We start from the raw sequence: 11,788 nt of genomic DNA on the forward strand, positions 1-11,788 counted from the left end.
GCCGGAAGCGGGGCGACCCGCCTGCTGCGACGCAACAGCCCGTCGCCGGTTTTCCTCGATCCGTCGCCACGGGACGCCATTTCGTCGCACGGAGCGTATCGATCCGCGCCGGCCGCCGGCAATCCGGCTATAGTCGGCGGCGTCATCTGGCCGCTGTAACCGACCGACAGGAGTCCCTCCGATGCTTCGCGCCAGCCTTGCCCTGCTGCTTCTCGCTGCCTCGGCAGCCGTGTTCGCCCAGAACGGGCGCAGCATCGCCAACGGCAACACTTCTCCCTGCCAGGATGTCGCCGACCGTGCGGTCGCCGAGCGGCCGGGCGACGCCGCATCGAGCGCCCCGGACGCACGCCGCGCGCGCGCTACCGCGGTGCGCAGCAAGTACGGCGTGCCGGCGTCGCTGACGCCATCGACCACGCGTGGTGGCGGTGACGACGACGACACCCCGCTGCCGCGCAACCGCGGCTCGAAGTGGCACAGCTTCCTGCCTGGCATGTTCCGCTGACGCGGACGGCATTACCCGGTGATAGGACTGTTGCGTCGCCTGCGGCGCCCTGCCCCATCCGTTGAAGACAGCCTTTGGCGACACGTACGTGCCGAAACACCGTGGGTGCCGGCGCTTGATGACGCGCGCACGGAACGGCTGCGGACGCTGACGGCGCGCTTCCTGCACGAGAAGGCCATCACGCCACTGGCGGGGCTGACACTCGATGACGCGCAGCGGCTGCAACTCGCGGCCCTGTGCTGCCTGCCATTGCTGGAGTTCGGCGAAGCAGGCCTGCGCGGGTGGTCGCAGCTGATCGTGTATCCGGATGCCTTCCGCGTGCAGCGCACCCATACCGATGCTGCCGGCGTCCTGCATGAGTGGGAAGACGACCTCGCCGGCGAAGCCTGGGACCAGGGACCGCTGATCCTGTCCTGGGCCGACGTGCAAGCCGACATGGCAGAGCCCGACGCCGGCTTCTGCGTGGCCGTGCACGAGATGGCGCACAAACTGGACGTGCTGGATGGCGAACTCGATGGCACGCCACCCTTGCCGGATGCGTGGCATGGTCAATGGGCGCGGGACTTCCAGCGTGCCTATGACGACTTCTGCATGCAGGTCGACCTGGGCCGCGAAACCGCGATCGATCCGTATGCAGCGGAGGCGCCGGAAGAATTCTTCGCCGTGGTCACCGAGTACCACTTCTCTGCACCCGATGTGCTGGCTGACGCGATGCCGGAGGTGGCAGCGCACCTGCGGCGCTTCTACGGCGCGTCACCGATGGCCGGCACGGCCGCCTGACCTCAGAGGCCCGGCGGCAGCCGCACTTCGAAACGCGCCCCCCCCAGTTCCTCCGAGCGTCGCACCTGCAGTTCGCCACGGTAGTCGCGGATCAGATCCTGCACGATGGACAGGCCGATACCGTGCCCCTGCACGCGCTCGTCGCCGCGCACGCCGCGCTGCAGGACCTTGGCGACATCGTTCTCGGCGATACCCGGCCCGTCATCATCGACCGCGATGAACACGCCGGGCCGGCGCTGCGGCGCGGTCGCGCCGACCGTCACCGTCAGCAGGACGCGGGAGCGCGCCCACTTGAACGCGTTTTCCAGCAGGTTGCCCATCAGTTCCTGCAGGTCGCCGGTTTCGCCATGGAAGCGCGCACGCGGGTCGATCTCGAATTCGCAGATCACGCCTTTCGAGGCATAGACCTTCTCCAGTCCACGCACGATCTCTTCCGCATGCGGCTCGATGGCCACCGCGGCGGAGAACAACTTGTGGCCGCTCGACGCCGCGCGCGCCAGCTGGTAGGAAACCAGGTTGTTCATGCGCTTGAGCTGCACATCCAGCTCCTCGCGCAACGCCTGCGGGTCGCCGCCGCCGCTGTCCAACTGCGTGCGCAACACCGCAATCGGCGTCTTCAGGCTATGCGCCAGATCGGCCAGCGTGTTGCGCTGGCGCTCCAGGTTCTCGCGCTCGCTCTCGATGAAGGCGTTGATGCTGTCGGTGAGGGGCTCCAACTCGCGCGGGTGGCTTTCGGTCATGCCCGACAACTCACCGCGCTGCACGCGGCTGAGTTCGAAGATCACGCGCCGCAGCGGACGCAGGCTCCAGCGCAACACCAGCATCTGCAGCAGCAACAGGATCACGCCAGCACCGCCGAGATACACCCACAACGAACCGCGGAAGACGCGGATCTGCGCGCTCAATGCCTGGGCATCTTCGAAAATGTAGATGCTGTACGGAATCTCCGCGTGCTGGTGCGTCGCCGGCCACGCATAGCCCACGCCGTACCGGTAGGCCTCGCTGTCGCTGCCGTCGGCACGGCGGATCGGCAACGGTCCCTCGAACGATTCCTCCAGTGCCCCCAGTATCTTCGGTGCCGGCAGGTCAGGACCCAGCGTGGAATTGGACCCCCACGGCGGCACGCCTCGCAGGACGACCTGCGCGTACATGCCGCTATCGGGCATATCGAAGCGTGGATCGGGAGTGTTGTACGGCGGAATCAGCGTGCCGTTGCGCCCAAACTCCACCTTGTCGGTGTAGTACAGCGCATAGCTCTTCAGGCGCTGCCGCAGATTGTCTTCGGCAGTGTCGACGAAGGCGCGGTCGAGCGCGTACCCGGCCAGCGCGAGGAAGGCGAGCAGCGCGAGGCTCGCGGCCAGCAGTTGGCGGGCGCGCAACGAGCGCGGCCGCCATCCTTCGAACCGATCACGGCCGACGGGATCGGCGGGCGCTGCGTGGGAAGGTGGCGCAGGCATCAAATGCAGGCGATGCCAGCGCGATGCATCAGCCTTCGCCGCTGCGCGGGATGGCGAAGCGGTAGCCGCGGCCGCGCACGGTTTCGATCGGCTTCAACTCACCGTCCGGATCCAGCTTCTTGCGCAGGCGGCCGATGAAGACCTCCAGCACGTTCGAATCGCGGTCGAAATCCTGCTGGTAGATGTGCTCGGTCAGGTCGGCCTTCGACACCAGTTCGCCCGCGTGCATCATCAGGTACTCGAGCACCTTGTACTCGTAGCTGGTCAGGTCGACGTTGCTGCCGTTGACGCTCACCGTCTGCGCCGCCAAGTCCAGCGCGACCGGACCACATTCGAGCGTGGGCTTGCTCCAGCCCGCCGCGCGACGCAGCAGCGCATTGACGCGTGCCAGCAGTTCTTCCACGTGGAAGGGCTTGACCAGGTAATCGTCAGCGCCCTGCTTCAGGCCCTCGACCTTGTCCTGCCAGCTGGAACGCGCGGTCAGGATCAGCACCGGGAACTTCTTCCCCTCGTCGCGTAGCGCCTTGATCAGCTCCATGCCGGACATTTTCGGCAGGCCGAGATCGATGATGCCCACGTCGAACGGCACTTCGCGGCCCATGTAGAGACCTTCTTCGCCGTCCTGGGCCGCGTCCACCGCGAAGCCTTCGCGCTTCAGGCGCGCAGCGAGGGTTTCACGCAGGGGGGCTTCGTCTTCGACCAGCAGGATACGCATGGACTCTCCTTGGGAATGCGGCGCGGCGTTTGTCGCCGCGCGGGACGTGCTCGTGTTGAGCCGTGATTCTACGTAAGACTACGGGCGCGGGGGGTTATCACCGCGTGGAGGCTGTGGCGGCGCGATGTCGCGGCGCGGACGAACGGGCGAATCGAGGTCGCGCCGTTGCGGCCCCATGTCGTCCTGCGTGCGCACGCGGCCACGATCGTCGATGTACTTCACCCGCGTGACATCACGCCCGTCGTACTGCATGCGCTCGACGCTCAGTACCTGGTTGCCGGATTCGCTGCGCACGCGACGCACGGAGTCGGACATGGAGCTGCGATGGCCTCGATCATCGCTTCGCGGCATTGCGTGTTCTCGCGAGCGCGGTGTGTCGCCGTGGCCACGACCATCCTGCGCGTGCACCACGAGGGCGCCTGCGAGGGTAGTGAGTACCGCCAGGGCAACAGCGGCTAGGGTCGGAGCACGAAAACGCATAACGGAATCGTAACGGAACTGGGCTCGCGAAGCTGAACGAAACCCGAAACCGTCTCTCTGTAAGGGAATCGAAGTTTTGGACCGCGGCAGTGAATCGATTCTGAATTTATCCACAGGCCTGATCCGCGCATTCAGACAGATGAACGATCAGAAAACCTCGGCAACACAACACCTTAGCGAACCACCGCCCGCCTCTAACGCGTCCAGCGGCACGCTGCGGACCGCAAAGCCCGCGTCTTCCAGCTGCGCCACCACGACTGGTCGCAGGGCATCGTGCGCACGCCGACTCATCCAGACCACACCCGGAACGAGCGCGATGGCATTGCCGGCGAACGCCGCCTGTTCCGTGCCGGTCAGCTCGACCACACGGCCGGCATACAGCGCCTGCAATGCGGGCACGATCCCCGGCGACACCAGCCCGCCGGGATGGACCGCCGCCGCGCGGCCGGCCAGCACCGCCAACAGCACGTTGGTGTGGTACTCGCCGGGGGCCAGATCGAACATCAGCGTGGCGCGCAGACCGAAGGCCTCGTGCATCCGTGCCGCGCCGGCCTCGTCGCAGCGCTCCGACAGGCCGCAGAAGCCGATGCCACGCGCACGGTCGATGACCAGTGCGCCGGTCAGCTCGCAGGGATGCGGCTGGGCGGAAAGGTCGACCTCGGCGTAGCCAAGGGTGTCGCGGAAGAAGCCGCGGATGTCCTTCCGCCCTGCTTCCCACTGACGCACCTCGTGGCGCATCCGGCCCACGATCAAGCGCGCTTCGCCGCCCACGCGCGCGGTGGCGAACACGTTGTTCGGAAACACGGCATCCGGCGTTGCCTCATCGCCAGGGAAACAGATCACCGGTACGTCCCGCGCCAAGGCGCGATGCAATGCACGGTGTTCGCGCAGCGCCGCACCGGTATCGAAGACGCCGGCCTCGGCCATGTAGCGGTTGTCCTGCGCCGACTGCTCCGCGCGCATGAAGCCGTCCGGCGCCACCAGAAAAGCCGAACGAGCGGTCGCCGGTCCGAAGTCCGCCGCCAGCGAGCCAGCGAACGCGGTGAAGGCGGCGACGTCGCGCGTGATCATGCTCAGGCCGCCGGCCGCAGTTCGCGCACGGTCGCCGCCAGCGCCTGCTCGACCAGCGACCAGTCCGCGCCAGGCTTGTGTGCGCCTTCGCTGAGGATCTGGCGGAACGCGCGTCCGCCGGTCTGCGCATGGAACAGGCCCAGCACGTGGCGGGTGAGATGCTTCAAGGCCACGCCCTTGGCCAGCTGCGCTTCCACATACGGGCGCCAGGCGCGCAGCAGCTCCGCACGCGCGCGCAGCTCGCCGCCGAACAGCGCGACCTGCATTTCATGCAGCACGTAAGGCTCGTGGTACGCGGTGCGGCCGATCATCACGCCATCGCTGTGCTGCAGATGCTCGTGCACCTGCGCCGTGGTGGTGATGCCACCGTTGATCGCCACCGTCAGGGCCGGACGCTCGCGCTTGAGCCGGTAGGCCCAGTCGTAGCGCAGCGGCGGGATCTCGCGGTTCTCCTTCGGCGACAGGCCCTGCAGCCACGCCTTGCGCGCGTGCACGAAGAACGTGTTGCAGCCAGTCGCCGCCACCGTGTCGATGAAGGCGAGGAACAGGTCGTAGTCCTCCTGCTCGTCCACGCCGAGGCGGCACTTCACGGTGACCGGAATGCCGACGGCTTCGATCATCGCCGCCACGCACTCGGACACCAGCGCCGGTTCCTTCATCAGGCAGGCACCGAAGCGACCGGCCTGCACGCGGTCGGACGGGCAGCCGACGTTGAGGTTCACCTCGTCGTAGCCCCAGTCCTGCGCGATGCGGGCGGCCTGCGCCAGGTGCGCCGGGTCGCTGCCGCCGAGTTGCACGGCGACGGGATGCTCCACGGTGTCGAACCCCAGCAGGCGGTCGCGGTCGCCATGGATCACCGCCTGCGCGTGCACCATCTCGGTATACAGGCGCGCGTTCGGCGCCAACAGGCGGTGGAACACGCGGCAGTGCGTGTCCGTCCAGTCCATCATCGGGGCGACCGACAGGCGCAGGGCGTCGTGGGGAATGCGGGGGGACGTCATGCCGTCATTGTAACGTGCGGCCTTTTTCATGCCCCGCCCCGCAAGGCGGTGCCTGTGCCTTCATAGGTTGGGGTGAAAGAAGTGAAGCCCAACAACGTACGCATCGGCTATCCCCATGTTGGGCATAGCAGGCTCAGCCAACCCCATCTCGCTGATCCGCCAACCCATACCCGCCGATATACTCCGCCAGGGGTAATCAGGGGGCTGGGCATGAGCAGACGATGGGGTTCAGTGGCAGTAATCATTGCCGGCGCCACGTGCGCTGGTCTGCTTTGGGCGTCGCAAGGATTCGCTGATCTCGTTCACCGGCCCTATGACTCAAGGGCGAACGTTCCGGCGGGCCTTCTACCCTCGGCAACTGTGAGCGATGAGAAAGAGATCGCCCTCTCGTCAACTTCCGCTCACCGACCGTTCTGGACGCGGATCAATGCGTGGTCAACAGCACAACCCACCAAGCGCCTGCGTAACCGAACAGGTGCCGCTCTTTCTTCGATTCCGTCGTTTTCCTTAAAGCGGTCGTCCTACTCGATGTCTGCCCCAGAGTTTCTCTCGGATCCAGCCGCTGCTCAGGCTCACTCACTTGCGGTGGGCGACGTTTCGGGCGACGGTCGGGACGACCTTGTCTTCCTGTACCTGCGCCACGCCCCTAATCCGATAAACAACCGTACGGAAATCTACGTCGCCTACCAGCTCAGCGACGGTCGCCTCGATGCGGCAGTCAAGATTGCGGACTCGGGCAACAATCTCTCACACCAGCTCTTGGTCGCCGACCTCGACCGCGATGGTGCGGGCGATATCATCACCGCCACCGTCAATGGCGTCATGACACTGCGCTCGAATGCGGACGGCACGTTTACCTCGAACACCACCGTGGTTGGCGATCCATACGACATCGTAGTGACAGACGTCGATCGCGATGACTACCTCGACGTTCTGGTCGACTCAAGCGATGCGTTGGCCACTGTCATTCACGGCGACGGCCATGGCGCCTTCGACCGCGTATCGACCTTGCCATTGCCCTCGGCTGCCGCTCGAACGACGGGCGATGTCACGGGAGATGGCCTAGATGATCTGATTCTTGGCACGATCTTCAACAGGCCACTGGAAGAGTTCCGGATCTATCCAGCACTGGCCTCAGGTGGGTATGCCGCGCCGGTGGTGCGCTCCCTGCCACTGGGATCCAACCACACGTCATCACTCGTCGTTGGCGACTTCAATGGGGACGGCCGCGGCGATCTGGTGCTGGATGAAGCGAGAAACGGAGCGAACCTTCGCCTGTATATCCAAGATGCGCAGGGCAACCTCGCCTCCAGCGTCGAAATCGCCCGGTACTCGAGTTCAGGCCCCATGATCGCCGTAGACCTCGATCGCGATGGCCTGACCGACTTGGCAAAGGCGCACACCGGGTGGAGCTACATCGGGTACTACCTTCAGACGAGTGAGGGCCTGGCGCCGGAAATCCTCATCAATGCCTACCAGAACATGGGGCGGATGTATTACTTCGCCGCAGGCGATCTCAACCATGACGGATGTGTGGATCTGGCAATCGCTCGGGGGAGTCAATCTCCTGTGTTCGTGTACGGCCAAGGATGCGCACCACCACGCGTTGCCGCTTGCTGCTCTCGGCCAATCGCCATGGAGGGTTCCGTGGCCAGCGTTGCGAGCCGGACATCTCCGCTGACACGACCCAACAGTGGTGCGGGCGCCAATGGCGGAGAAGATCCGATACAGAACGCAGGCCCGCGTCCTCTACGCGACCAGCGCGGCACACGTGATGTCCCGCGCAAGCGTGCCTACATACCGGTCCTGAATCCGTAGCTGCACCCTCAGGTTGCAGCGACACCCTCACCTCACCCCACCCCAACAAACCGCAACCCCACTCCCGGCTCCGTCGCGATGTACCGCGGCGCCGTCGCATCATCCTGCAGCTTCTGCCGCAGCTTGCCGACAAGAATGCGCAGGTAATGCGTGTCGTCCTGGTGGTTCGGCCCCCACAGTTCGCGCAGCAGCTGCGGTTGCGTGACCACGCGTCCCGGGTGTTGCAGCAGCAGGGCGAGCAGGGCGAATTCCTTGCGGCTCAGCGCGACGGGTTCGCCGTCCAGCGTCACCTCGCGGCGGCCCAGGTCCACGTGCAGGTGGCCATCGTCGAACAGCGGCATCGCCGCGTCGCTGGCGGCGATGCGCGTGCGCAGCAGGCCGCGGATGCGCGCCATCAGTTCCTGCACGCCGAACGGCTTGGTGACGTAATCGTTGGCGCCGCCATCCAGCGCGGCGACCTTCTCGGTTTCGCCGTCCCGCACGGTCAGCATGATCACCGGCACCTGCGACCACTGCCGCAGCTCGCGCAGCACGCCGTGGCCGTCCAGGTCCGGCAGGCCGATGTCCAGCACCACCACGTCGGCGCCGTGCGCGGCCAGTTCCGCCAGCCCGGCGCGGCCGCTGTCGGCCAGCGCGACGACATAGCCCTGCGCGCGCAGGCTGATGTCGAGGAAGCGCCGGATCTGCGGCTCGTCGTCGATCACCAGGATGCGGGCCGGCGGGGCGGATGCGGCGGGCGGTGGCGCGGTGTAGGTCAAGCAGGTTCCTGCGGCGTGGGCGTGAGCAGCGGCAGGGTAATCCGGATCACCGTGCCGCGCCCGTCCGGTCCCGGCAACGCCTGCACGCTGCCACCGTGCGCACCCACCATGCCCTGGCAGATCGCCAGCCCCAGGCCGGTGCCGTGGCGGCCGCGGTCGCCGCGCTCCACGCTGTAGAACATGTCGAAGATGCGGCTGCGCTCGTCTTCCGGGATGCCCGGCCCGCGGTCGCGCACGTCGATGCGCAGCGCGCCGTCGACGAGCTTTGCCTCGACCTGTACGGGTTCATCGGGCGGCGAGAACTTACCCGCGTTCTCCAGCACGTTGAACACCGCCTGCTCGATCAGCGCCGGGTGCACCCACACCGGCGGTACGTCGGCCGCCACCGTGGTCTGCACGCGCACCTCCGGCTGGTAGCGCTGCAGGCGGGTCACGGCCGAACCGAGCAGCTCGTCCACGCCGATCCAGTCGCGATTGAGCGTCAGTCCGCTGTGGCCCAGGCGGGTCATGTCGAGCAGGTTCTGGATGTAGCGATCCAACCGCTCGCCTTCCTGCTGGATGGTGTCGAGCAGGCTGCGGCGGTCGTCTTCGCCCATCGCGTTCCAGTAACTGGCCAGGCTGCTGGCCGAGCCGATCATCGAGGCCAGCGGCGAGCGCAGGTCGTGCGACACCGACGACAGCAGCGCCGAGCGCAGGCGTTCGGTCTCGCCGCCCACGCGCGCGTCTTCCAGTTCGGCGACCAGGCGCGTGCGCACCACCGCCTGCGCGATGTCCTCGGCCATCGCCTCGGCCAGCCGGCGCTGCTCCGGCAGCAGCCGCGCCGCGCCATCGTCGAAGCGCAGGCCCAGCACGCCCAGCGTGCCGCGGTCGCCCTGCAGCGGCAGGAACCAGCGCGCCGCACCGGCCAGCGTGTCGGTATGGCGGCCGGTGGCCTGCCCGTGCTGCTGTGCCCAGTCGGCGGCGGCACGGTCGATCTCGGGCAGCACCGCATCCGCCGGTTCCTCGCGGCCCTGCACGCGCAGCCACGGCTCCGCCGACAGCGCACGCGCCAGCGCCTTGCGACCGGCGACCAGCACCTGTCCCAGATCCGCAGCGACCGCCAGTTCGCGGCCCAGCGCCTGCAGGGCGGTGGCGTGCGTGTTGGCCGCGCGCAGCGCCACCACCTGCATGCGCAGGCGCGAAGCCAGTCGCCCCGCGACCAGCGCGGCGACCAGGAACAGCAGCACCGTCGCCACGCCCTGGCGCGCGCCGATGGCGAAGGTGAAGCGCGGCTCGATGAAGAAGAAGTTGTAGGCCAGGAAACTCAACAGCGCCACGACCACCGCCGCCGCCATCCGCGTGCGTGCCGCCACCAGCACCACCGCGACGATGAACACCATCGACACGTCTTCCAGCCCCAGCCAGCGTTCGGCCAGCCAGGCCATGCCCACCGCCAGCAGCGAGGCCAACGCGGCGAACCCGGCATCGCTGCTCGACCACCAGCCGCGTGCATCGGCGGTGCCGCGGCGCGCGCGCGCCCGGGCTTCCGGCGTGCTGATGATGACCAGTTCGTAGTGCGCGCCGCGCTGCAGGATCTGCTGCGTCAGCGTGCGGTTGAACATGCGCGCCACCGGCCGTTCGCGCGTGCGCCCAAGCACCAGCGTGGACGCGCCATTCTGCGCGGCATGATCGAGCAATGCATCGGCGATGCGCGCGCCGCGCAGCACCTCCGTGTCCGCGCCCAGCCGCCGCGCCAGTGCGAACGCCTGGTCGATCTCGCGCTGGCGCGCGTCGTCCACCTTGTCGGCCTGCACGGTCACCACGCTCCACGGCGCGTCGCGGCGTTCGGCGATGCGCCGCGCGGCACGCACCAGGTACTCCGACGTGCCCAGGCCGTCGATCGCCACCAGTACGCGACGCCGCAGCGGCATGCCCGGCAGGCCGCGCGCGGCCTGGTCTTCGCGCAGGTCGCTGTCGACGCGGTCGGCGGCGGTCTGCATGGCCAACTCGCGCAGCGCGATCAGGTTCGACGGCGAGAAGAACGCCTGCAGCGCCTGCGACGCCTGCTCTGGCAGGTAGACCTTGCCTTGGTGCAGGCGCTCGATCAGCTCGCGCGGCGGCAGGTCGACCAGCACGATGTCGCGCAGGCGGTCGAACACGATGTCGGGCACCGTTTCGCTGACGCGCACGCCGGTGATGCGGTGGACGACGTCGTTGAGGCTTTCCAGGTGCTGGATGTTGATCGTGGTGTGGACGTCGATGCCGGCGTCGAGCAGTTCGATCACATCCTGCCAGCGCCGTTCGTGCCGGCTGCCAGGGGCGTTGCGGTGGGCCAGTTCGTCGACCAGCGCGATCTGCGGGCGACGCGCGAGCAGGGCGTCCAGGTCCATCTCGTCCAGCCAGCGGCCCAGGTAGGCCACGCGGTGGCGCGGCAGGATCTCCAGCCCCTCGGTCAGCGCCGCCGTCTCGCCGCGCCCGTGCGTCTCGACGATGCCGACGACAACGTCCCTGCCCTGCCGGCGCAGCTCGCGCGCCCGCGACAGCATGGTGTAGGTCTTGCCCACCCCAGGCGCCGCGCCCAGGAAGATGGTCAGCCGCCCGCCCTGCTCGCGTTGCAGGTGGTCGATCAGGGCATCGGCCTGACGATCGCGAGGGTCGCGAGGGTCGCTCATCGCACTATTCTGCCTGTTGTCATGTCACGTCGAGCGGGTGGGCGGCCTTCCGTGACGCGCTGCGGCGCCGCCACGTGGCGGGCGCGGGGGTCGGAACGGCGTCATCAAGGAAAATCGCTTCGACGGCGAGGCAAAAAGCCTCGTGCGCGAAGCAACTAGCATCGACGGCAACCCTTTCTGGTTCGGCTGCAAGGCTGATGTGCCTTGTCGTCTCACCTGAAAGCCTTGCGCACGCACCTTTCTGGCTCGACGTCGAAGTAAAAAGCCTTGTCATCTCACCTTCGAGCCTTGCGCACGAGGCGTTTTGCCTTGTCGTCTCACCTTCGAGCCTCGATCGCGAGGAAATCTGCTTCGACGGCGCACCTTTGAGCGTTGCGCACGAGGCAATTTGCTTCGATCGCGCCCCATTCTGGTTCGGCAGCGAGGTGGGTTCGTTGGTCATCCGGACTGACAGTCCTTGATAGCGAAGTCGGGAAACTCTTCCCTCACACGCTGGAGAAAACCCGCTTTCTGCCCCTCTCCCCCGTGTGCGGGGGAGAGGGCTGGGGTGAGGGG

General features: G+C 67.3%; 12 protein-coding genes. 4 read left to right on the top strand and 8 right to left on the bottom strand.

Features of this window, described 5'->3' with window-relative positions:
* Positions 1 to 181 precede the first annotated feature (181 nt).
* Positions 182 to 502, top strand: a complete 321-nt coding sequence (locus tag AX730_RS05515; RefSeq protein WP_062353180.1) for a hypothetical protein — start codon at positions 182 to 184, stop codon at positions 500 to 502.
* 30 nt (positions 503 to 532) lie between these two features.
* Positions 533 to 1,282 (top strand): M90 family metallopeptidase, encoded by a 750-nt coding sequence (locus AX730_RS05520; protein ID WP_062353183.1) that lies wholly within the window; start codon positions 533 to 535, stop codon positions 1,280 to 1,282.
* Positions 1,283 to 1,284: 2 nt separating this feature from the next.
* Here the strand turns inward: AX730_RS05520 and AX730_RS05525 are convergent, their stop codons facing one another.
* The 3 genes from AX730_RS05525 to AX730_RS05535 form a co-directional block, all read right to left on the bottom strand.
* Positions 1,285 to 2,739, bottom strand: a complete 1,455-nt coding sequence (locus AX730_RS05525) for an ATP-binding protein (protein ID WP_083537744.1) — start codon at positions 2,737 to 2,739, stop codon at positions 1,285 to 1,287.
* Positions 2,740 to 2,767: 28 nt separating this feature from the next.
* On the bottom strand, positions 2,768 to 3,454 hold the full coding sequence (locus tag AX730_RS05530) for a response regulator transcription factor (protein WP_055937106.1): 687 nt from the start codon (positions 3,452 to 3,454) through the stop codon (positions 2,768 to 2,770).
* Between the two features lie 78 nt (positions 3,455 to 3,532).
* Positions 3,533 to 3,769 carry a hypothetical protein gene (locus AX730_RS05535; RefSeq protein ID WP_232310185.1) on the bottom strand — a complete coding sequence of 79 codons (237 nt, stop codon included), beginning with the start codon at positions 3,767 to 3,769 and terminating at the stop codon, positions 3,533 to 3,535.
* A 9-nt stretch (positions 3,770 to 3,778) separates the two neighbouring features.
* On the opposite strand from AX730_RS05535, the gene AX730_RS19465 reads away from it, so the two are divergent.
* Entirely contained in the window at positions 3,779 to 3,913 is a 135-nt protein-coding gene (locus AX730_RS19465; RefSeq protein ID WP_269746986.1) for a hypothetical protein, read from the top strand.
* Between the two features lie 168 nt (positions 3,914 to 4,081).
* On the opposite strand, the gene AX730_RS05540 is transcribed toward AX730_RS19465, so the two are convergent.
* Both AX730_RS05540 and dusA read right to left on the bottom strand, forming a co-directional pair.
* The gene (locus AX730_RS05540; protein WP_062353189.1) at positions 4,082 to 5,005 is read right to left on the bottom strand and encodes an arginine deiminase-related protein; all 924 of its coding nucleotides are present in this window, start codon (positions 5,003 to 5,005) and stop codon (positions 4,082 to 4,084) included.
* A gap of 2 nt (positions 5,006 to 5,007) precedes the next feature.
* The gene (dusA, locus tag AX730_RS05545; protein WP_062353204.1) at positions 5,008 to 6,006 is read right to left on the bottom strand and encodes a tRNA dihydrouridine(20/20a) synthase DusA; all 999 of its coding nucleotides are present in this window, start codon (positions 6,004 to 6,006) and stop codon (positions 5,008 to 5,010) included.
* 360 nt (positions 6,007 to 6,366) lie between these two features.
* Between dusA and AX730_RS05550 the strand changes: the two genes are divergently transcribed.
* Positions 6,367 to 7,824, top strand: a complete 1,458-nt coding sequence (locus tag AX730_RS05550; RefSeq protein ID WP_198147038.1) for an FG-GAP repeat domain-containing protein — start codon at positions 6,367 to 6,369, stop codon at positions 7,822 to 7,824.
* Positions 7,825 to 7,856: 32 nt separating this feature from the next.
* Here the strand turns inward: AX730_RS05550 and AX730_RS05555 are convergent, their stop codons facing one another.
* From AX730_RS05555 to AX730_RS18795, 3 genes are read right to left on the bottom strand one after another with little or no spacing between them, the layout of a single operon-like run.
* On the bottom strand, positions 7,857 to 8,582 hold the full coding sequence (locus tag AX730_RS05555) for a response regulator (protein WP_062353195.1): 726 nt from the start codon (positions 8,580 to 8,582) through the stop codon (positions 7,857 to 7,859).
* A complete protein-coding gene (locus AX730_RS05560) occupies positions 8,579 to 11,233 on the bottom strand; it encodes a sensor histidine kinase (RefSeq protein ID WP_062353197.1) in 2,655 nt (884 codons plus the stop codon). The genes AX730_RS05555 and AX730_RS05560 overlap by 4 nt, the downstream gene beginning before the upstream one ends.
* Before the next feature lie 19 nt (positions 11,234 to 11,252).
* Positions 11,253 to 11,675, bottom strand: a complete 423-nt coding sequence (locus tag AX730_RS18795; RefSeq protein WP_157074114.1) for a hypothetical protein — start codon at positions 11,673 to 11,675, stop codon at positions 11,253 to 11,255.
* Positions 11,676 to 11,788: the final 113 nt, after the last annotated feature.

It is taken from the genome of Pseudoxanthomonas mexicana (assembly GCF_001556105.1).
Taxonomy (GTDB): domain Bacteria; phylum Pseudomonadota; class Gammaproteobacteria; order Xanthomonadales; family Xanthomonadaceae; genus Pseudoxanthomonas_A; species Pseudoxanthomonas_A mexicana_A.

Bases quoted from the DNA above. Each gene is read 5' to 3' on its own strand.
- AX730_RS05515 (WP_062353180.1), top strand. From the start codon at position 182: ATGCTTCGCGCCAGCCTTGCCCTGCTGCTTCTCGCTGCCTCGGCAGCC.
- AX730_RS05525 (WP_083537744.1), bottom strand. From the start codon at position 2,739: ATGCCTGCGCCACCTTCCCACGCAGCGCCCGCCGATCCCGTCGGCCGT.
- AX730_RS05530 (WP_055937106.1), bottom strand. From the start codon at position 3,454: ATGCGTATCCTGCTGGTCGAAGACGAAGCCCCCCTGCGTGAAACCCTC.
- AX730_RS05535 (WP_232310185.1), bottom strand. From the start codon at position 3,769: ATGTCCGACTCCGTGCGTCGCGTGCGCAGCGAATCCGGCAACCAGGTA.
- AX730_RS19465 (WP_269746986.1), top strand. From the start codon at position 3,779: ATGGCCTCGATCATCGCTTCGCGGCATTGCGTGTTCTCGCGAGCGCGG.
- AX730_RS05540 (WP_062353189.1), bottom strand. From the start codon at position 5,005: ATGATCACGCGCGACGTCGCCGCCTTCACCGCGTTCGCTGGCTCGCTG.
- dusA (WP_062353204.1), bottom strand. From the start codon at position 6,006: ATGACGTCCCCCCGCATTCCCCACGACGCCCTGCGCCTGTCGGTCGCC.
- AX730_RS05560 (WP_062353197.1), bottom strand. From the start codon at position 11,233: ATGAGCGACCCTCGCGACCCTCGCGATCGTCAGGCCGATGCCCTGATC.
- AX730_RS18795 (WP_157074114.1), bottom strand. From the start codon at position 11,675: ATGACCAACGAACCCACCTCGCTGCCGAACCAGAATGGGGCGCGATCG.